This is a genomic window from Paenibacillus sp. FSL R5-0475, assembly GCF_038004585.1.
GTDB lineage: Bacteria > Bacillota > Bacilli > Paenibacillales > Paenibacillaceae > Paenibacillus_AQ.
Genome location: NZ_JBBORK010000001.1, coordinates 2,050,660 through 2,073,174, shown reverse-complemented (window position 1 = coordinate 2,073,174; position 22,515 = coordinate 2,050,660). Strand labels below are relative to the sequence as shown.

At 45.4% G+C, this 22,515-nt stretch carries 13 protein-coding genes and 1 pseudogene; 3 read left to right on the top strand and 11 right to left on the bottom strand.

Going from position 1 to position 22,515, the window contains the following annotated elements; translation table 11 throughout:
* Positions 1-216: 216 nt before the first annotated feature.
* The 3 genes and pseudogenes from MKX41_RS08980 (at position 217) to MKX41_RS08970 (ending at position 2,762) form a co-directional block, all read left to right on the top strand.
* The gene (locus MKX41_RS08980; RefSeq protein WP_256716327.1) at positions 217-348 is read left to right on the top strand and encodes a hypothetical protein; all 132 of its coding nucleotides are present in this window, start codon (positions 217-219) and stop codon (positions 346-348) included.
* A gap of 572 nt (positions 349-920) precedes the next feature.
* Positions 921-2,069: pseudogene (locus MKX41_RS08975) on the top strand (glycosyl hydrolase family 8); the annotation flags it as partial.
* Entirely contained in the window at positions 2,046-2,762 is a 717-nt protein-coding gene (locus MKX41_RS08970; protein ID WP_340974851.1) for a galactose-binding domain-containing protein, read from the top strand. The pseudogene MKX41_RS08975 and the gene MKX41_RS08970, both read left to right, overlap by 24 nt.
* Before the next feature lie 374 nt (positions 2,763-3,136).
* Here the strand turns inward: MKX41_RS08970 and MKX41_RS08965 are convergent, their stop codons facing one another.
* The 11 genes from MKX41_RS08965 to MKX41_RS08915 form a co-directional block, all read right to left on the bottom strand.
* Positions 3,137-9,910: a stalk domain-containing protein gene (locus MKX41_RS08965; protein WP_340969727.1), complete on the bottom strand. Its 6,774-nt coding sequence runs from the start codon at positions 9,908-9,910 to the stop codon at positions 3,137-3,139.
* A 109-nt stretch (positions 9,911-10,019) separates the two neighbouring features.
* Complete coding sequence (locus MKX41_RS08960; protein ID WP_076283672.1) at positions 10,020-10,961, bottom strand: hypothetical protein; 942 nt, start codon at positions 10,959-10,961, stop codon at positions 10,020-10,022.
* A gap of 422 nt (positions 10,962-11,383) precedes the next feature.
* Complete coding sequence (locus MKX41_RS08955) at positions 11,384-12,340, bottom strand: alpha/beta fold hydrolase (protein WP_340969725.1); 957 nt, start codon at positions 12,338-12,340, stop codon at positions 11,384-11,386.
* An 18-nt stretch (positions 12,341-12,358) separates the two neighbouring features.
* Positions 12,359-13,081 carry a sugar-binding protein gene (locus MKX41_RS08950; RefSeq protein WP_340969723.1) on the bottom strand — a complete coding sequence of 241 codons (723 nt, stop codon included), beginning with the start codon at positions 13,079-13,081 and terminating at the stop codon, positions 12,359-12,361.
* On the bottom strand, positions 12,996-15,152 hold the full coding sequence (locus MKX41_RS08945; protein ID WP_340969721.1) for a hypothetical protein: 2,157 nt from the start codon (positions 15,150-15,152) through the stop codon (positions 12,996-12,998). Before MKX41_RS08945 ends, MKX41_RS08950 begins: the two co-directional genes overlap by 86 nt.
* 18 nt (positions 15,153-15,170) lie before the next feature.
* Entirely contained in the window at positions 15,171-15,587 is a 417-nt protein-coding gene (locus tag MKX41_RS08940; protein ID WP_340969719.1) for a hypothetical protein, read from the bottom strand.
* Positions 15,588-15,696: 109 nt separating this feature from the next.
* Entirely contained in the window at positions 15,697-16,545 is an 849-nt protein-coding gene (locus MKX41_RS08935) for a carbohydrate ABC transporter permease (RefSeq protein ID WP_076283675.1), read from the bottom strand.
* 17 nt (positions 16,546-16,562) lie between these two features.
* Complete coding sequence (locus MKX41_RS08930; protein ID WP_340974849.1) at positions 16,563-17,432, bottom strand: carbohydrate ABC transporter permease; 870 nt, start codon at positions 17,430-17,432, stop codon at positions 16,563-16,565.
* A gap of 118 nt (positions 17,433-17,550) precedes the next feature.
* Positions 17,551-18,888 carry an ABC transporter substrate-binding protein gene (locus tag MKX41_RS08925; protein WP_076283676.1) on the bottom strand — a complete coding sequence of 446 codons (1,338 nt, stop codon included), beginning with the start codon at positions 18,886-18,888 and terminating at the stop codon, positions 17,551-17,553.
* 104 nt (positions 18,889-18,992) lie between these two features.
* Positions 18,993-20,429, bottom strand: coding sequence for a response regulator (locus MKX41_RS08920; RefSeq protein WP_340969714.1), 1,437 nt, complete (start codon positions 20,427-20,429; stop codon positions 18,993-18,995).
* Entirely contained in the window at positions 20,401-22,425 is a 2,025-nt protein-coding gene (locus MKX41_RS08915; protein ID WP_340969712.1) for a cache domain-containing sensor histidine kinase, read from the bottom strand. The genes MKX41_RS08920 and MKX41_RS08915 overlap by 29 nt, the downstream gene beginning before the upstream one ends.
* Between the last annotated feature and the right edge of the window lie 90 nt (positions 22,426-22,515).

Genomic DNA, 22,515 nt, shown 5'->3' with positions numbered 1-22,515 from the left:
CTTTGTCATTACGCTTTTCGGGAACTTAGGCTACATGTAATAGACAATTGGAACATCTTTGTGAATTCTCCATTTCACTGTATGCGGTCATTCAGATAAGGAGCGCTTAGCCAGCATGAGGTTGAGCAAAAATAAATTCAACGGCTGCCTGCTCGGCTTTATCAATGTAATCTGCTAGAGTTATTCCTTTCCTTCAAGGGTGAAGGATTTAAAATTGTGGCGGCTTTTATCTTCTCAATTACCGCCATTTATGCCAAGAGATTAACAGCGTCTATTGATGTCCTGATCGTATCCAGCGCCAGTCTGTTCACCGATGGACTGATGCTCATTTTTCTGACTATGCTATGAAACCGTATGAATATTTATTTTTCTTTTTGGATGATTTCAGAATGTTCCTCGTGCCATCTAATCCAGTATGACCATGTTGTTTACTATAATCTGTTTAGTATAAACGCTTTTATTTTATGAACATTACTTTTTAATTTATTTTAAAGTATCTAGACACGGCGAAAATAGTTGTGTTACATTTGTGTGAATAAAGTAATGCTGTTTGGCTGGTGATTTGTAACCTGTAGGTGAAAAGTGACGTTGAGGATGCGATGATTTCCTATTGAAGCGCGTACCTTCAAATCTCTTCAGCATATATGTAAAATGTCACTTCCGCCCAAAAGTTAAAGCGCTTAAACTTTAGAAGTGTGAATAACACTTATTGTTAAGCGGTTTACTTTGGAGATCAGTCTAAAGGGAAGGAGGATTCATTGACGTTAATTAAACTAACCATCACTAAAGGAGGAATTTTTGTGTACTCATTGAAATCGACCTCAGGCACAATGAAAGTGATGTTACTTGTCATGCTTTCGGCGGTTATGCTTCTAGCGACATTAGCCGCCCCTGCACCGCTTCAACGGAAAGCTCATGGAGCGGGTGAATTGAAACCGTTTCCTCAACAAGTCAGCTATCCGGGTATCATTAAACCAAACCACGTCAGTCAATCCTCGATGAACAGTTCTGTATCTTCCTACTATGACTATTGGAAGGCTACTTATCTTAAAAACAACTTGTCCTCGCTGCCAGGAGGGTACTATGTAAAAGGTGATATTACTGGCGAAGCGGACGGCTTCGATCCTCTCGGCACATCGGAAGGCCAAGGATACGGTATGGTTATTACCGTGCTAATGGCTGGATACGATACGAATTCCAGAACAATCTATGACGGTTTGTTCAAAACGGCTAGAGCGTTCAAGAGCTCTAATAATCCGAACCTGATGGGATGGGTAATAGCAGATAGTACTGGGGCTCAAGGGCACTTCGGTTCAGCAACAGATGGGGACCTCGATATCGCTTACTCCCTTATTCTAGCTGATCGCCAATGGGGCTCGACTGGAACGATCAATTATTTGGCTGAAGCCAAAAAGATGATTGGCGCTATTAAGCTTAGCAATGTGACAACTAACAACAGGCTGAACCTTGGTGACTGGGATACGAAGAGCGCCTTGAATACGCGTCCCTCCGACTGGATGCTCAGTCATCTACGGGCTTTCAATGAAGTTACTGGAGATTCAACTTGGCTAAATGTCATCAATAATCTGTATAACGTATACAGCCAATTTACAGCAGCTTATTCGTCTAGCACAGGTCTGATTTCGGACTTTGTGGTAGGCAACCCGCCTAAGCCGGCACCCCCAAACTATTTGGAAGAGTTCCCTGAAACAAATGAATACAACTACAATGCAAGCCGTGTACCACTTCGTATCGTAATGGATTACGCCTTGTACGGAGACACCCGTGGTAAGGATATCGCTAATAAAATGGTAGTATGGATCAAAGGAAAAACAGGCAACAATCCGAACAATGTGAAGGACGGTTACCAACTGAACGGTTCGAATCGCGGTACTTATGCGACAGCGGTATTCGTAGCGCCTTTTATCTCCGCAGCGACGACTACCAGCACGCATCAAGCTTGGGTCAATGCAGGCTGGGACTGGATGAAGAACAAAAAGGAAAGTTACTTCAGCGACTCCTTTAACATGCTGAACCTACTGTTCATCTCGGGGAACTGGTGGAAGCCTACCTACAGTGCAGCGGATACTCAAGCTCCCTCGGATCCAACGAATCTGAACGCAACAGCAGCTTCAAGCAGCCAAATTAATCTGAGTTGGACTGCTTCTACCGATAATGTCGGTGTAACAGGCTACCGGGTATTCCGTGACGGCGTGGAAGTAGGAGCGCCTATAGACACATTCTTCAGCGATACCGGACTTACCGCATCGACAGCTTACAGCTATATGGTAAAAGCTGTCGATGCCGCAGGCAACCTGTCTGCTAACAGTAATACCGCATCAGCAACTACAAGTTCAACTCCTGCTGCCGGTATCAACCTTGCGCTGGGCAAGACAGCGGTAGCCAGTTCTATCGAAGGTGTAGGATTTGAAGCTTCCAAGGCAACAGACGGCAACTCTACTACCCGTTGGGCGAGCATCGAAGGAAGCAACAATGAATGGATTTACGTCGATCTGGGCGCAACCCAAAGCGTAAACCGCGTCAAGTTGAATTGGGAAGACGCTTACGCTAAAGGCTACAAAGTTCAGGTGTCTAACGACGCAACAACATGGACGGATACTTACGTAACAACGACCGGTAATGGTTCTATTGACGATATTACATTTACCGCAAATAGCGGACGTTACGTCAGAGTGCTCTGTACTGCTAGAGGGACCGTATACGGATATTCGATATTCGATTTTGAGGTTTACAGCTCTTAATTGAACAAATCCTGGCGGATATGACTCTGTCAGGATTTGTTTGTCTAAAAGAGCAGAATGTAACTTCTCGGGGGGTTTGTTAGTAAACGAATGGCCTCTTTTTGTGATCTCATTTGAGATGTCTTAAACTTCTACCCTTTAATCGCCATAAAAATGCACCCCCTAGAATTTCATCGGACAAACCAGGGGGGTTATCCAATATCTATTCTAAGGGGTGCATTTCAGTTATCATCAAGACTTTTTTGATGATAACTGAAAATGAAATATTCATAATTATTCAGCGATTGCCTTTTCAACGTCCTCGAAACGAATCTTTATGAGACGCTGCAGTGCATGTTAGAGGGTTCGTGTGTAGCTGCTATTGTTAGCGAATACTACTTCATGATACTAATGGATTTCGTAGTATTATTGAAGAATACATCTGCACCAAAATATTCAGCAATGAAGCGTAACGGGAGCATAGTACGTCCGTTTACAAGTTCAGCTGCAACATCCATTCCTGGTGCAAGTTCACCGATCGCAATGGACAAAGTCTGACCTTCCAAGGTAATCATTACGGTTTTCGTAATGTTATCCCAGCCTACATTTGCTCCTAAGCTCTCCGCAACGAAGCGCAGTGGCACTAAAGTTCTGCCTTTAACTACCATCGACTCAACATCCATACTCATTTCGATTCCGTTTAATTTATACCCTTTCTTACCTAGAGCAAGTTCTAATTTCACAGGTTCAGGCTTGGTTGTAACAAAGATATAGCCTAGTCCTTTTGCCGTGAAGGTAAATTTACCTGTCTTATGGTCATATTTGCCGCCTAAGCGTTCCATGTTACCGTCTAATCGAAGCATGACACCGCATAACATGCTAATATCGTTAGTCGACAACTTCTCTTTTGTCAGATCGAAGGTTACTGGTATAAGCCCTGTATAATCCGTTACTTCCCGGCCATCTGCGAAGATCTTCAACTCATATCCCCGCCCTATAACTCCGTCTCTATCATTTACAGGTTTAATGACAACCTTCATACTCTTGCCTGTATTCAACTGCTTCAACAATTCAGGGGACAATTCAACAGATACGGTGTCATTCGTAACGGTTAGCGGTTTGTTGGCTTTAATAATCGCACCGATCGTATCGTTTTGAATCTCAAGCTCATCTTTTCCGGCTGACATCGTCAATGCAATGGAATTGCCTTTCATCAGCTGCTCTTTGATTGTAGCATCAATAAGATCTGCTACCGGTGATTCTGGAAAAGGAGTCGGCGTGCTGATTTGGCCACCTGATCCTCCGCCGTTATTATTTGCAGTAATTACGATAGTTAACTCTATCGTATCCATGCCAGCATGGTTAGAAGCCGTAACAGTGAATTTGTATGTTCCCGCTTCATTAGGCACCCCTGAAATAACACCCGTAGCTCCTTCTAATTTCAACCCTGCAGGTAAATAATTATCTCTCACTGTCCAGGTAATCGGTTCGTCGCCGTATACCGCTAATGTTACCGTATAAGGTTCTCCAACTTTGCCGCTTGGCAGATTCTTAGTGATAATCTCCGGAGCTGTTTCCACTGGCTTATCCTCATTAATCTCGATGCTCAATACTCGCTTATCTATACCAAAATCATTCGTTGCGCCAACAGTGAATTCGTAATATCCTGCCTCTTGAGGCGTACCCGAGATAACGCCTGTTGCTTCATCTAGGTTCAAATCTACTGGCAAATCTCCTCCCTGGACCTTCCAAGTAATCGGTTCGCTGCCGTATACCGCTAATGTTACCGTATACGGTTGTCCAACTTTGCCACTCGGCAAAGTCTTAGTGATAATCTCCGGAGCTGTGTCAACTGAGACATCTTCAGTGATCACTATATTGAACGATTTCGAGTCACTGCCTGCGTCATTGTTAGCTTGAACTTTAAATGTAAATTGACCCCATTGATCCGGTGTACCCGAGATAACACCTGCATCTTCATCCAAGCTCAATCCTGAAGGCAATTGACCATCTACAACAGCCCATTTGATCGGCTTATCGCTGTCAGTGGTAAGAACTGCCGAATAAGGTTGTCCTACCTTGCCATCAGCAAGCGATTTCGTCGTAATCGATGGTGCAGTACCTGCGTCTTCAACCCATTTCGCATATAATTCAATATCCCTTGTAACAGGATTAGCAATGAAATCCCAGACATCGTTTAATTCTGCATCTTGATACCAACCGCTGAAAACAGTGTTTTCTTTTGTCGGCGCTGTTGGCTCGGTAATTGTCCCGCCCATATCTGCGAACTTCATCACCACTTCGCTGCCACCGTTGGAATCAAAAGTTACCGCATAAGGGTTGTGTGCGCCGATGGAAGGCGTTCTGCCGCTAAGTAGATTGCCGAAGAAGTCTGTCCTCTCTGTCATATGAGGCAGAGCGTTCGCACGATCCACATATGGGCTTACAATCTCGGCACCTGCACCATAGGCTAAGTTATTACCGTCAGCAAGACGGAACCCGTTCATCGCACTGTAATCAAGCTTGGCATCAACTGTTCCGCTGTTGGTAATCCAATGTTCCGGCGCAGATTTATAATCATTTAATATAGAGTTAAGTTCCTCTTCCGATACATAGCGGTTGTCAGTTGCTGTTACGCCTGCACCTAGATACCCGCCTCCGCCTGCGTTCATGCTACCAAAAAGATTAGCCGGATATACAATGTTGTTCGTAAAACGTCCGGCTGCAAATGAAGCTGATGTTCCCCCACCTTTCAGACCAACCTGGTTGTTTGCTCCAGTGTAGGCAAAAATATTATTTTGGAAATAAATATGCAAGTTGGAGGCCGTCGGATCAAATACTAACGAACTGCTATTCTTCAATGGTGTGACGATGACATTGTTATAGTATAATCCGCTTAATTCCTCGCTCGTTGAAGAACCTCCCGCAAGTAATATAAGACTGTTAAAGCTCTTGTTAAAATCCGGGCTGCGACCGTCGTTCACGCTAATGTTATAGCGAACGATATTGCCCTTGGCAGCATTCATCTGTAAGTACCAACCGCCATAGTTATTTCGGCTGTAATTGTATTCATACACATTGTCCTGACAATAGTTGTCAATGTCCCATGCCATACCGTCATTACTTGCATGATAAGGGTTGTCCACGGCTTCATTATAGCGGAAGATCGTGCCTTTACTTGCCATAATCCACGCTGCCGCATAGTTTTGCGAACCTAGATATGTTGGCGTTGTATTATTTGGCCCCCAGTTCGTAACCAGGTTGCCGCTCTTATCGCTTAAATAGCTGTATCCGCTGTCTGTGACCACATTTCGTTCCACAAGGGAGTTGTTCCCGCCGGACATAACAATACCATCTCCAACCGAACTAGAAATCCAGTTGTTTCTAAACACAGCGTTTGATGCCCAAGGATAGCTTGAGTTACTCCAAGTAATGCCTGTGTTATTCGTCCCTGGATTGCTTGGCCCGTAGGCATTGTTGCGAATACCTTCGTTATCGCAGCGAAGGGTTTTATTTCCTTCAACCAATATATCTATATAACCATTAATAATGATGCCGCCGGATACCTTACTTGCTCCATTTGCTTGGTGCAGCCCATTAACATCATGAACGTAGTTATCTCGAATGACGATTCCTTGCATACGAGCATCAGCATAATCTTGAATATTAAACTGACCTTGTCCCAGTTTAGAAATCCGTGACATTACAGCGATACCGGAACGGCCGTCACCTGCTTTATTGCCGATGTTCGTTACTTCAATTCCACTGACTACCCAATAGTTGACGTCATATAACTCAATTGTACCGTTTAAGGAAATCCCTGATGGGCTTGACGCTGTTCCTCCACCATTAATTATCGGGCGTTGGTTAGGGTCGGTCGTATTATATTTTGTAAGCGTAATCGGATTTCCTTCCTCACCATTGCCGCGCAGTCTGATTTGTTCATTCCATACGCTATTCGCATCCAGATAAATGGTTGAACCTGGCATAAATACATATTCATTAATCTTGGAGATTGATTTCCATGCCGTAGCCGGTGTGCGTCCATCTGCATGATCGTCACCGTTATTGGAGAAATAATAATCACGGACTTCAAGTGGTAGAATGTTCAACTCGAATGTGATTTCGGCAGGATTCAGATCCAGTCTAACGGTATATTTTCCTGGCACGATATTATTTCTTGCGAATGATTCTTTGTTAATTTTCAATACATTACCGCTAACCGTATAATCCACATCCCGCTGCAGTGTTACAGCGCCGATCTCTACTCCAGCTAGATCTGCTAAATCAGGATTTACGGTGATATTATAGTCGTCCAGACCAATAACATATGTGCTGTCTTCCAAGTGGCTATACTCTTTGGGCATGAGCTTTAGTGTAATAGAAGATGTTCCGGTTTGGGCTGTTATTCCACTATCGATAACATATACGTCATCGATAAAGTGCCTGTTCTGTATATCCTTAATCGTTCCAGCCTTGTTGCCCCAGTTCGTAGCAAGCTGGAATGCATCGATCTTGGAAATATTGTTCTTAACTAGGGTATCAAAATTGCCGCCATCTGTTGATTGCCTTTGAATGTCTTGTCCATCGATTTTATAGGTCGTTCCCGTTGATGTAACGAACCATTGGAATTTATGCCAGCCTTCGCTTCGCTTGACATCTACAGGATAGAATCTCCCGGATGAACCGGGTCTGACTGCGTAATTGGTCAGATTTGCGGCCCAATCGCCATCTCCATTGCCATAATTTATTGCGATATGTTCATTGGATGATGGGGTTAAGCCAAAGACAGCGTGGTCATTGGAAGCCGCTCTGCCATCATCATAGTACCAAGCAGTAACGATTGTTGTCTTACCGGTTGCAGGGGCGTAATTATAGGTACCTGGAACAGTAGCCACCTGACCGGCGCCGCTTGATGTTGCGGCTTTTCCTCCGGTACGGGACATCACATCGCTGTGAACATATCCGTTCGCACCATTTGAAAATTTCTTCTCCCCTTCAAATCCATCGTAAAACATAGTGTCAGCCTTATTGAAGTAATCAACGCTTACTTGAACAGTGACCTCTTCGCTCCCTGTTGGAACATAACCTTTCTTAACCGTCACGAATCCGGCATCATCAACTTCAATCTTATCCTTGTCTTGATCTGCCGGGCTGAAGCTGATGTTATCAGCAACAAACACATCAGAAGTATCAACGATTAACCGCGTTCTATCTCCAGCCCGTAAAGTATCGCTCTGGCGAATTAGCGCAATGTTGGCTGAATATTGTGCACTCTCTCCTGATTCATCAGAGTCTAAGAATCGTGACGTTGCGTTGCCGTTTGCTTTTATTTTAAATGTATCATTTAAAGTCGGGGACAAAGCCGCATCATTGCTTGTTGCTGCAATCGGGCTTCCTTTAGCCACTCCATTACTGAAGAGTTGAACCGAATAGGCAGATGCGTTAGCGACACGGTCCCATGTAGCGTATGTGCCGTTCCATCTGACATTTACCGGTACAGGCAATTTCTCGATCTTTAATATTCCGGATGCTGCAACTTCTTCACTGATGTCCCCCGCATTATTAATGACAATGGCTGTAACCGTGTAGTTGCCCACTCCCAGTGCCCTTGCATAGGGCAGAACATGATGCCTTTCATGATTGTTAGGCTGGTCGGGTCCTCCATTTTTCGATAAATAATAACCAACAGGTCCACCGTCTTTGAACAGCGTTACAAGGGTATCACCGTAATTGGAAGCGCCACTATAAATGCCCGTGTCCGAGTCAAGCGTCGGGTTAATTGGCGCATTCACCTGTGTATTGGTGGTTATCAACAACGGTACAGCATTGGATTTCACCACAATTCCGTCTGCCGAAGACACTTCGCAATAATAGAAATTGCCTTGTTGTGAAGCTGCGTCCACATTGGGAAGCGTTAATAGCGCCTTATCAGCTCCGCTGACTTTTGTCCCGTTCAAGCCAGACTCGTCGTCAGATACATACCATTGATATGCTGAAGCAGCGGCTGATGCCGCAACGCTAAATGTTGCCGTCTCACCTTGTTTCACTTTTTCCGCTGTTGGCTGAGTGATTATTTCTAAATTTGGCAATCCACCAGGAGGTACCAAATTCAATGTTAATGTTCTGGTTCCTGTTGTTGTAGCCACATCTTTAACAACATAAAAATCGTCGATTAGATGTTTATTTTTAATATAAGCTTTGTTACCTGACTGGTTGTTCCATCCTCCAGCTATTTTAGGCTGAATGGTTGTACCGCTCTTCATAGTTTTGTAAATATTACTTTGCGCTGAATCGGATATTAATGTTCCGTCTATTTGTAAAGTCGCACCATTCGGTGTAATGAGCCACTCGAATTTATGCCAGCCTGTGGAACGTAAAGCCCCGCTATCTTTCCAACGGTTGCCTGCTGTACCCGCTGATGATGGTGCATATGCCCAAGTATATCTAGTCGGGTTATGAATAACATCAGCCTCTGAACTTTGATAGAATGTCCCTGCAAAGGTGGCATTTTTGCCATCTACAATAGCAAATTGAGTTCTATCCGTCGCTGTCTTCTCCTCATCAGGATACGGGTCAAAATACCATGCTGTCATCTTATAATTGCTACCTGTCGGCAATGCCACGTCTTGGGCTACATTTTCATTATTCGTATCATTCGAAGGTGTAATCGCTTTCAATCCAGAACGAGACTGAGCATCGGAAAGCGTGTATGACGAACCTAATTTGCCAGTTGATGTCATTGGACCATTGTTGTTCTCGAAATCCTCCATGAATAATACATCTGAGTCATGGTAATAACTCGCCGCGGCCGTGATTGTCACCGGGATGCCTGGAGCATCTGGCAACGCAAATGTATAACCGCTAGCTAAAGTAATGTTCCCCTGATTATTAACAGTTAAAAGATTCGCATTGCTGGAATCATAATTAACCTCGTCAATAACCGGTCCTTTCACGAGACTGCTTAAAGGCGAACCTTTATAGGTAAGATTCACCCTGCCTGCCTGACCTGCCGCTTGTGTCAATTCTAGTACAACAGAGTCAAAAGATTCGCCCCCTCCCGCAGCTGACACTTCAGATGAAGGCGCCAAACCGAACAGACCAGGGAACACCAACGAAGTTGCCGTAATCATCGACAAAGCTTTTTGCATCCATTTCGATCGTATCATCCCAAAACTTCCTCCCTTTGAAATTAATAAATTAATACTTTATAAAAAATCTCCATCTATGGAAGCCTCAATAGACATAGATTTTTATAAACTTAAAAACATAACTATTCTAGTTCACTACTAATTCACTAAATCGATTACCGTTATATACGATCTTCAACTTATTCGTATTTGCAATTAACGCTCGCAAGTCAGACTCCGCCGATCCGTATAGAATGGAATCTTTCACTTCTTCCAGTTTAAGCTTGGTGATTTCCGGTTTTGTGGTTAATGTGGCAACGACATCCTCGCCCATATATTTACCGATTACTGTCTCACCTACAGAAGCAGCAGCTAAAGACTCCCAGAACTTAAGAGACTCGGTTTCTTCTTTGGATATATCCAAACGGTTTAGCACTTTCTCTTCCTTGGCCTGTCCCGCTGTCGCTAACGCAGCCGTCAATTCATTTGCAACACGAACATATTCCGCACTTTTTGATGCATACTCAACTTGCAACTCTGCTTCGCTCATTTTCGTTTTTTTAACCTGCGTTTCTACCAAATCCGGCCAACGGGCGCCACTTAAATATTGCATGTATTGATTTAAATCAAACTGAGGCAATCCATAGTAAGTCCCTTCTGAATCTTCCATCTTAGCTCGCTTAACATTTTCATCTTCCATGTCGGATTTTAGCTCATCAAAGCTTTTGTAAGGGGCGATCCCCCGCTCATCTGCAATAAATTGCTCCTGCTTGGTCTTTAGCAATGCAGTCATTGCAGATTTTTTGGCGTATTCAGTTGGGGTTTCATGGTTTTCTCCGTATTGACGTGTCCAGAAGCCCTCATCTACTTGGACCCCATAAATTCTGAAGAAATAGTCTGCCGTTATAGCTCTTTGCTCCTTGACATAAAATTGAAATTCGTCCTCTGTTACGGCGTATCCATCTACTGTAAATATCCAATCTTCAGGTAGCTCCGCCTTTTTGTTAGTTAAGCTCAACACGAGTAAAGCAAGAACAATCAGAGTGGTAAACAAAATAATCACGGTTGCTTTTCGTCTAGTAAGCCCCATGACGCCCCCCCTTTCAAATATTCAACCTAGCTTTGCAAGAAAGCTTATGACAGTGAAATTCATCGCCGTTGCTGGAGAAGTTCCCAAATTTAAATGGTTAGACATAATTGTAAGTTTAGCTGCCCTCTAATGTAAGCGCTTATTTAGACTGAATTAAAACAAATTTGACTATTAAAAAAAACAGTTCTAGTTCGCAATTTTGTGTGTGCTAGGGGATCAATATCTTATAAAGGAACTGTCGTTTTGACAAAGTAACACCTCAATTTTGGTTTTCAAAAGACAGCCTAAAGCGAGCTGTCCGTTATAATCCCCAAAACACTAATGGCTTCGCCCTCTGAAAACAAAGGACGAAGCCATTAGATATTAACGTTTAAATGTAATTATGGGTGATTATTTTAATGTTGATATCTCGTTCTGATTCATTACTCCAGGAAAAATTGCATCGTCCGGTCGGACGAACCCGGTAAATACTCATGTCCAAAGTCAGGATAAATAACAAGCTGCTTCATCGTGTTCATTTTATTGTATGCTGTAAATTGCGTAGATGGCGGGCATATGGTATCCATTAGCCCGACGCTCATCATGACCTCGCCACGAATTCGCTCAGCTAGAAATTGTATGTCAATGTAGCCGAGCTTCTCAAATACATCATGTTCGCGTTCATGAAGCACATCATAGTAGCGAAAATACGTACGCAGCTCGCCATAAGCTTCTTGATCTAAATCCATGTCCCATGTACGCTTGTAATCACTAAGAAAAGGGAAAATCGGTGCAAGCTTCTTCACTCTCGGCTCCAATGCAGCACAAGCTATCGTAAGTCCACCTCCCTGAGATCCCCCTGCAGCGTAAACGCGTTCAGGATCGACTTCAGGTAGCTTCATCGCTATTCCGGCAAGCTGTGCAGTATCTAAAAAAATGTGACGAAATAGCAGTTCATCCGGGTGATCATTTAACCCGCGGATAATATGTCCGTGATGCGTATTTCCCTTTACCCCTCCTACATCCTCCGAGGTTCCCCCCTGGCCGCGGCAATCCATGGCAAGCACAGAGAAGCCTAACGATACATAAGCCAGTTTCTCGCTCCAATCCCCGGCATGGCCGGAATAGCCGTGAAACATAACGACAGCCGGATGAGGGGTTTCCATATTCTTGGGGCGCACGTACTTCACATGAATTCGCGCTCCCTTCACGCCCGTGAAATACAGGTCAAAGCATTCGGCATGGGGTACTTGAAAGCTGCTAGGCACCAGCTCAAGCTGCTGATCAACAGTCCGCATCTCTGCCAGAGCACGCTCCCAATATTCATCGAAATCCGCTGGGCGTGGATTCGTTCCTTCATAGGTTTTCAATTGTTCTAACGGCATATCAACAAGTGGCATAGTTCTTCTCCTTATTGCTTATTGGGTCGGCATCATCCACTGCATGGAGCGGAATAAACTCGGTCTTTTCTCGGAACCGATGCCCCTTGCCCATTCGATCCAGCCTCGTCCCTGTCCGTCATTCTCATTCACGAGCAGCGAGAAGCTCATCACATCTCCATGCTGAGGTGCAATCGGTGTCAGCTCCGACCAAGGCAGAGCTAGCTTATAAATCGTCAGCTTCTGTTCCTCATTCCTGGTTACCGATGCTTCACCATGTTGCACCAGCCCTACTGGCAATCCCCCCAACGCCGTCCAGCGATAGACTTGCGGACCATTAGGCGAATCCGATATGCCATACTCATACCATCCCCGGCTCTCACCCGGAATTCCCGGAGATAACGCAAACTGAATGCTGTCATTATTCCATATATTAGCATCGGAAGCTGCAGCCGAATGAACATTATCATTAATTTTGGCCGTCAGGTACAGGTGATCCTGATCAAAGTGAAGCCAGGCTTGACCGCTCACGCCAATGGTTCCGCTATGGCCGGAGAGCAAGACAGGCTTACCCTGCGACAAATCGATTGTAGGCGCCAAAGCTTCAATTTCCGGTTCGATATGGTCATTGACCGCAATCGTCCCCCGGTTGACCGGATTAAAACTAAAATTCCCTTTATAGACGTATGGCTCCTGCTCCGCAAACTCGACGCGGATGGACGTCGGTTGATCTCCTCCTAGCGTGATCGGACTGTTCTCCAACCTGCCAAGTCACCCTGTCGACAGTAAGACCGGCGGCCTTTCTGAAGTTTTCTACATCGATATTTAGCGTTTGACTGTACTGTCCTTCCTTCTGTTGCATCGCAGGTCTGACCGTAACCTTGTGTGGTAAGCCGGTTGCAACGCTATGCTGTAGCTTGCCTATCTTGTTGCCAGCTTCGTCCAACAAGTGAATGATTACCGAACGGAAACCTTCTCGCGTCTCGTTAATGCTTAGAGTAAGCGCTTCTGTTTGACCTTGCACCGCTTCAATCGGATAGCTATTCTCCTCCATCTTCGCTGTTATAGTCAGGTTAGGGAGATCATCGTTATTAATCGTTAAGTTGAACGCATGCGGATCTCCTACTGCTGTTTGCCCTCCAGCGATTGTAAATGTGCCGTCCGTAACGATCCGGTTGATGCTTCCTTTGATATAGAATGGCTCTCCCGTTATCGTCATATAGATCTTGCCATGATGCGGGGAGTAAAATTCTGTATTTCCCATAAAATCAGTAATTTCTAGGTTGTTATCCGTTTCGATAACGGCTTGAGTGTCACTCTGCGCCCAGACAACTCTAAGATTTTCGCCACCTTTTGTGAATAAGTTGCTTCTGATCGGATCTCCGAATTGCTCAATTTCCTCGAATACTGCACCGGCAAGTTGTCTGCTCATTGCGGCATAACTCGCATAGGCCGGCTTCGGTGTATAGGCCCCCATCGGGTCATTCTTATGTCGGACCAGTCCGAAATTATCCTCATTATAATCATCTCGAAGTCCGTCATTCATAAAATCATACCAAGACATCCGCTCTACGCCGAGACTCAATCCCGATACAAAACCACGCGGCAAATAATTGGCCTGGGTCTTCTCATCGACGCCTTTTGCAGATTGATGTGTCGGTGATCCGAATTCTGTTACCCAGATCGGTACCAGATTGCCGTTATTGTATTGCTTAATCAAGGTTTTCAGACCTTTCAATTTTGCAAATACGTCGTCAGGTGCGTTCGGGTCCATATAGGTCTGTACAGAGACAGCATCCAGATATTTCAGTCCTGCGTTTTTGTCCTCGCCTTCTCCTACGCCTTTCAGTACACCTTCAATCCAGTTCAGGTCGACGCCTCCTGAGACGATACCGACAACCGGCACATTCGGATGGACCGGTTTAACGACATTATAGGTCTCTTTCATCAGATTGAAGTAATAGTTCGGCTGCGAATTGGCAGGACTGTTGCCCCTTTTGCCGAACCCGCCATTGAACTCATTGTATACATTGAAACCGATGAGCTGATCCTTGTACTGCTCTATATAAGCTTTAGCGTATTCCGCAAGTCCCCTTCTTCCTATATCCGTGTAGGGTGTTGCATTATTATCGTAGAATGGGTTGTTAAATGCCGCCACAAAAAGCAGCTTAAGATCATTCTCCGCAAGCTTCTGCATATAATCATCCGGTGAAGGGGCGAAGGTATAGATGCCTTTTTGTTTCTCGATGCTGCTCCATTCCATGCCATCCCGAACGAAGGATGCGCCCATATAACGGATCAGTTTACTCAGCTCTTTGCTCCATCCGGAGGCAGTCCAGTTCAAATGCGTGCTGACACCAAACGGTGACTCCCCATTACCGGGTGGCAATGCTGAAGAAACAACGGCGTAAGCTGTACTTCGGACCAGTGGTTCACTGCCGGGTCTCTCCGCAGTAACTTCAAGCGTAAAATAGCCCAATTTGCTGAAAGGCACCGTGATCTGAGCTTTCCCGGCGACCGGACTCTCGCTTCCCGAAGTAATCTGTGCGCCATAAATATCATATGTGGCCCAACTTACTGATGGTCTGCTTGTTCTTACAATAAAAACGTTCGGTTCAGAATCCAGAAAAATATTGCCAAGTGCTGTTTGCTGAATTTTCAGCTCTGGCTGCCAATCACCCATCTGAGCCGTCATGTGGTCAACCAGGATAGTGGCCGGTAACGCGGCGTTCTTCATATCAAATCGGTCGAAAAGGATTGTGATGGCGTTTGCCGGTTTATGCCATACACCGTCATTTGCTCCATTCCAGTAAGTAAATGTGTTCGATCCCATCTGACTTACGACAACCTGCTACCAATTCGATGTATTTTGCAATGTAATGCGCTGTTGGAATGTTTGCCCTGTCGAATCTGTCGTTCGGATTCGCAGTGATTTCAAGTCCGAGGTTTTGACCCAGAACGCCAGTTGTTCAATATCTAGCTCATCCACCTCTTTTTTTATGGATGCAAATGGCGATCCCGTTGGTCTTAGACTGAAATCTGCTTTTATTTGTCCCATATGGGCTCCGTTATAACTCTCAGCTGATTCGATCCGATTGAAGCTTCCCTTCACTTCAGGCGAATCCCCCATAGCAAAAATCCAGTTATCGTCTCCTTGCTCAAAATCACTCAGTACATGATTGAAATCCGATGCTGCATGCGCAGGACTGTAGAACAATACCAGATTGGACAATAAAACCACGACAATCACAATCGATATCCTCTTCATACAGACGAAATTCCTCCTAAAACATTTTTGTATGCGCTATCATAAAACATTTTGAATGGACCCCGAGGCGTCTTTAATCTCCGTCTATCTCTATTGTTCGTATCGTTGTTTATCCTTTGACGGCAGAGCTTGAGAAGCCTTGAATAATATACTTTTGGCCCATGAAGAAGACAATGAGAAGCGGCACGACTCCCGCTGTAGCGGCAGCCATCATCATGTTATAATCCACTCCCGCTTCCAGCATGAAATTCTGCATGCCTAGCGGTACCGTGAACAATCTTTTGTCTAACAGGAAGATCAAGGAATTCTCGTAATCGTTCCACGTCCATGTAAAATCAATAATTGCGAAGGTTGCAAGCACTGGTTTGGATAGCGGTAGAAACAGTTGAAAGAATATCCGGAAATGACCGGCTCCGTCAATGAAAGCCGCTTCCGATATTTCATGGGGAATGCTCATGAAAAATTGCCGAATCATGAAGACGCCGAATACCGTAAATAAGCCTGGGAGGATGAGCGCCCAATGTGTATTATAAATTTTCATCCAATCAAACATGATGAATTTCGGGACAAACAACACTTGCTGTGGAATCATCATCAGACACAGATACAGCAAAAAGATGGCGTTCCTTCCCTTAAATGGAATCCGACTGAAACCATATGCGGCAAAAGCGGCCAACAAAGGAGCTCCAATCATCAAAATCAAAGATATTTTCAAGGAATTGAAATAAAAAAGCGAAAATCCGTCTCCAGTCGTCCAAACCTTAAAATGGTTGGTCCATACAGGATCGTGCGGAATCCACTGAATCGGATAGTTAAAAACGTCCTTCGGCTTCTTAAACGAAGTGCTGATCATCCAGATCATTGGTGACAGCAGCAGCAGACTGGCAAGCGCCATGATGATCGTATTGAAGGTTCTCATCACCCGTGTTCTGATTACTCTTACATTTCTCCTAGCCATTGTGCGTCTCCTCTCTGTTAGTAATGGACCCATTTTTTCTGACCAACCCATTGAATAAGCGTGATGCACAGGATGATCAGGAACATAGTCCACGAGACAGCCGACGCGTACCCCATTTCATAGAAGTTGAAGGCTTTTTTATATGCAAAAATCGAGAAAACCGTCGTACTATTGCCCGGCCCGCCTTGGGTAATTGCATAAATCATGCCAAATCCCTTGATCGAGCCGATAAAACCAGTAATCATTAAGAAAAACGTCGTTGGACTCACTAATGGAAAAATAATGAGATGCAGCAGTTGCCCAAATGTTGCTCCGTCTATCTTCGCGGCTTCCAGTTGCTCGGCGGACAATTCCTGCAAGGCAGCTAAATAAATGATCATGTTATAGCCAATGCCACCTGCGGTCATCATAATCAGCACTGCATACATTGCTGTATCCGGGGAAGCAAACCATTGTGGAGGATCAGTTATACCAATGGAGTGCAGGAAGGCATTTATCGGACCACTACTAGGCTGAAATAGTACCATCCAGACGAAAGCAATGGCTATGCCACTGGTAAAATACGGAGCGAAAAAGAACGCTCTAAGTGTCTTTTGAAAATACGTCCGATTATTAAGCATGACAGCAATCAGAAATCCAAGCATGATAGAAATCGGTACAGGGATCAGTAGCAGCAAGGTGTTTTTAACCGATACTAGGAATAAATCATCTCTCACCAGCATCCTGAAATTATCCAATCCAACGTAGTTCGGGGCTTCCCCACTAGCGAATACCCAATCCGTAAACATTAAATAAAAGGAGAACAGGGCTGGAATGAGCATAAACACGGTCATTCCGATAAGATTGGGAGCGATAAACACATAACCAATCAGCCTCTGTCGCTTCATCCAGCTCACGATCGGTCACCGCCTTTCTCTCTAAATAGGGTAACTTGCATCATCAGGCAGCTAGCGGTGTATAGAGGGATACGGTACGAATCACCCGCCCCTCCTTGGCCAGGTTGAGCTATTTCGATGACGCCTGCAAATTCTTGTTATGCACCCGTGCTAATTCTTTCGCACCATCTTCAGGTGTCAGCTTCCGAGAAAACACGTTGTCATAGATAGCTTGTTGCTCGCTTCCTGTCTTCCGGTCCAAACGGCTCAGACCCAGCGGCAGATCACCGAACATCACCCGTTTGATTGAATCCAGATCATACGTGTCTTCCACACCTTTGAACATTAGCGCGACAGCCTCATCGACCGGGAAGTCCTTGGAGGAAGGTACTCTTCCGCCCGCCGCCATCGGCAGCATCCCTTCATCCGCATACCACTGTATAAATTTCCAGGCAGCTTCCTGATGCTTGGAGCTCGGATTGATGGAAATCACATCTCCCAGGCCACCGGCGTTAATATAATCGGTCTGATCCTTGTTCACTTTGGGAGCTGGTGCCGCTGCCACCTTGAACGACCGGGGAAATTCAGCTATATTATTCGTCGTGCGGAAGATCTGGTTCGTGGAGAACAACATTGCGGCTTCTCCTTTCACGAACATCTGGTCCAAGGCAGGCTTCGAAGTGATCTGCTCCGTATGAGGCATCAGGCTCTTATCGGTGAACATCATGTCCGAATAGACCTGAAGCGTCTTGACCGTTAGCGGGTTATCAAAAGCGGAAGTTCCATCGTCTTTTGTCAGTTGCAAACTTTGCTTCTGTAAGGACCCGTTGATAGGCACGGTGAAGTAATAATCGCTCTGTGCCAATCCCCATACCTTGTCACTCTTCAGCTTGGCAGCGTAATCTCTGAACTCTTCCAGCCCCCAATCCGTCGGAACCGGCAGTCCTTTTGCATCGAGCATATCCTTGTTCAACCAGACAAAAGACAAGCCTTTTTGGGTAGGCAGACCATAATACTTGTCGTCTACTTTCCATAGCGCAGCGCCTTCCCCCATCTTATCGTCCACGTTGTAATCGGAGAATTTGCCCAAATCAAGTGCGTTGCCTGCTTTAATCCGCTTCTCGTAAAGGCTGAAATCATAGTTGACGTACATGTCCACGGGCTGATTAGAGATGAGAGCTGTATCCAGCTTCAGGTTCCCAGCATCGTCATTGACGAACCGCACATACTCCACCTGAACATCCGGATGTTGCTTATTCCAGTTGTCTACGACCTCTTGTGGGCCATTCTCGGATGGTACCGCTCCCCACAGGGTAAGTTTGATCGGCTCACTGCTGGTCTTAGTTGCCCCAGGAGAAATAGCTCCCTCTGCTTGCTTCCCGCCCCCGCTTCCACCACAGCCGGCGAGTGCCAGAGGCACGGTCATAAACAGAGCAAACCCTGTCATCATCCATTTTCTGTTTCTCATCTTCCTGCAACCTCCCTTTGATTGGATTGTTTGATTCCACCCAACTATACCAATCAATCCCTTGCCTCATTAGGGTTGAAACTTACAGATGAACAGTACAAAACTTAGGTATTATTCTCACGCCTGAAGGAGCTAGGCGTTTGTCCAACCATGCGCTTGAACACCTTAATGAAGTATGCATCATCGGCAAAGCCTGTCTGAAAAGCGATCTCCTCCACATTCAGTTTGGAATGCAGCAGAAGACGCTTCGCCTGCTCGATCCGGATGTTTTGCAAATAGGCGATCGGTGTCAGTCCGGTTTTTTTACCAAAAACGGTGCTTAGATAGTCGACGTTAATGGATACCAGCTTGGCTAAATCCGCAATCTTGATATTTTCTTTGAAATGCTCCAGCATATATTGAATCACCCGATTCACCTCAGGATGATCTGTAAAACTTACATGTTCTTCCTTCAATTGCTGGATTAGCTTATGTATGACTTGCTGTACATGAACAAGCAGCGACGCATGGCTGATGGCTGAGTCAAGTTCCTGCCGGTACTCCGATTTTCGTCCTGCCAGCATGGCTAGCATATGAACAAGATGGGCAGCCAGTATCTTCACTTCTACATGGGAGAACAAAGAGGCTTCCATGCTCTTCCACATTAAAGCTGTCACCTCGGTGCATTGGCGTTCGTCGCGTGCTTCGAAACGCCGGATCAGCTCTGCTTCCAGCTCTGCGATCGGCGGCAGTTCATGCCGCTCCTTCACCTGACCTCCCATTGAGCCGTACCAATATCCGTTCAACTGATTCAGTGCTAAGCGCCAATCCTGGGACAACTGGCTCAGACTGCTGCCGTAAGCCATTCCAATCGAAAGGTTATGTTTATGTCTGTTTGCACACGCTGCCTTCTTCCCAAAGCTCCAGCAAAAGAAAGTTGTCTGTCCTCCTTCATGGAAGGGTTGAACCAACAGATATTCCTCTGTCTGAATATTCATCTTTTCCGCTGCAGCGGGTACAGCTCCACTCAGTATGGTATAAATTTCAAGTTCTAAGTCGTGGAATTTCTCCGTTATCGCAATTGTTCCGGTCTGATCTTGATCGGACGCTGCGACCGTTCCCCGGATACCCGACCAAATACGGTGATAATAAGGATAAAGTGCCTCACCAGCTACGCTAAGCTCCTCAAGCAGTTCTCCCTTAATCCGTGCCAGATTCTCGAGCAGAACTTCATCATTCAAGGAAAGTTTCAAGAGATAGTTGAAGGCCCCGTATTGAAGGGCATCCCGGGCATATTCAAAATCGCTCATAGCCGTCAGCATAATAAACCGGCTGCGGATTCCCGATTTCCGTGTCTCCTTCAACAGTTCAATCCCGTCCATCCCCGGCATAACAATATCCGCGATCACGACGTCAGGCTTAAGCTCCAGAATAGCCGTAAGAGCTTCCTTACCGTTCCCAGCCTCACCCACAACGTAAAATCCGTGCCGTTCCCATTCCACCGTATCTCGTAGGGTCTCCCGGACAAATGCCTCATCTTCCACTAGTAAAATCGCCCACATGCCCATCGCCTCCTTCCTGTGAATAAGGTGTTGCTATCAGTAAAGGCAGCCGGAGCCGGACAAGGGTCCCTTCCGCGCCTGAAATAATCTCCATGGAACCTTCCCGCTTAAAAAGCAATTGTAGCCTTTCTCTCAGATTACTCAGTCCGATGCCATGACCGCTTCGTCTTCCCGGTTTTAGTGCGGCCGCTTCCATGCCGATACCATTATCCTCCACCTCCAGGATAAGTTCTCTACCCTCCGCTCTCACCCTCACCCAAATCGTGCCACACCCGTCCGTCATGTCAAAGCCATGGACGATAGCATTCTCCACCAGAGGCTGAAGACTAAGCTTGGGAACGAGAGCATGTTGAACCGGCTCATCCAATTCATAGCGGACGATGAAATGATCCCTGAAGCGAAAGGACTGAATGGATTCGTAGGAACGCAGCAACTTCATTTCTTCTTTAAGGGGAATCAGCTCTATTTCCGAGTTCAGGCTGGCCTCCAGGATTAGCCCCAAAGAAGTGCAGATGCCAGCGATCGCTTCCTGCTTTTCTTTTCTGGCGATCCATTTGACCGTATTCAAGGTGTTCAACAGAAAATGCGGGTTCATTTGGGAGAGCAGCATTTGAAAACGTACCGCCTGCTTCTGCCGCTCCTCCAGCTTAAGCTTGTTAATGAGTGCGATGACATCATCTATCATGTGGTTAAAGCTGTCACCCAGGGAACGCACCTCGTCAGTTGCCCCCTTTCCGATACTGATTTTGACATTCAGCTTTTTGTCCAATGCCTCCTCCATGCTCCGCTCTAAGACAACCAACGGCTTCGTCATACGAGCCGATAGGATGATGGTTACTAGCACGTAGACGATGACCAGAATCGTCAAAAAGAGGAATGCGATAAACCTTAATTGCCGGATTTCCTGCTGCAGTTCGCTTAACGGCATTTGACTGACTACATACCAATCCAGATCTTCAAGATAGCTGTAATTGACTAGGGATGAGGAACGTTTATCCTCATAGTGTCCTTCCTTTGCCTGTAGCGACGTAATTCTATGTAACATATCCATACTGAAGGTTGTTTTCTTACTTTGGAGAATAGTCTCTCCTTGTCCCGTAAAGATGGTCAAATCCTGGTTAGCCGGACTATCCTTTAATGTGCTCAGGAACCATTCCTGAATATTGATGCTGATGCGAGCCAGTCCGAAGTTTCCACGCAGTGGGTCATCCAGGACTATGTACAGGCTTAAAACCTTGCTTCCTTTACTGCCTATTACGTCATTCCAATCATCAGCCACCCATCGGTATGAATGTGTCCCGCTATGTAGCTTATCCTGCCAATCTTGTAAGGTTTTGAGCTCGTTAGTCAACCGGCCGGCAGGTGCATAGGAGGTGTATACATTGCCCTTCAGGTCGATGAATCTAAAATACAGTTCTGTCTGATGGAAGAAGAAACTGTTGTTGATGCCAAACATCTTACTCTCGATGACTTTCTTTCGCTCAAGGGGATCGTAATTGTCCGGATCGTGCATAATTTGGATCAGGCTCTCGTCCTGGCTCAGCATAATATTCGCCTTATAGGCGAATGCCATCATATCTGTCAAGGACACATGAACCTGCTGCATGTGCTCGGACATCCGATCCATCATATCCTTCTGACGAATCGATTCAAAATGCTGGAACAGATAAAAAATAGCTATGCACAAAGGAATCATTAGAAGGGTGATATAAGCCATGATTAGCCTGTACTTCAATTTGTTCGGAAGCAAATAGCGCCAGTTGAACATCGTGTAGGATCCACTCCCAAAAATGTAGTTGAATGTTCTTATCGTCTGAAGAGTTTCCAGATTTCTCGAATAGGCAAAAAAAACCTCTGTTTCAAGAGGTTTTTTTCCACAGTCAATCGTGGGTATTGGTTTATGGAGTATGGTTAACAATACTAGCCTTGCAGAGCCAGTTCCGATACTTAAGTCAGGCTCATTCATTGATCTTGTGATGAATCTTTCTTTATTCATTCGATTATATCATCTTAAAACGAATCCAGAAGATATAAAACTTGTTGATTCATATAACGATTCTTGGGAGTTGCAGAACTGCAGACAGGT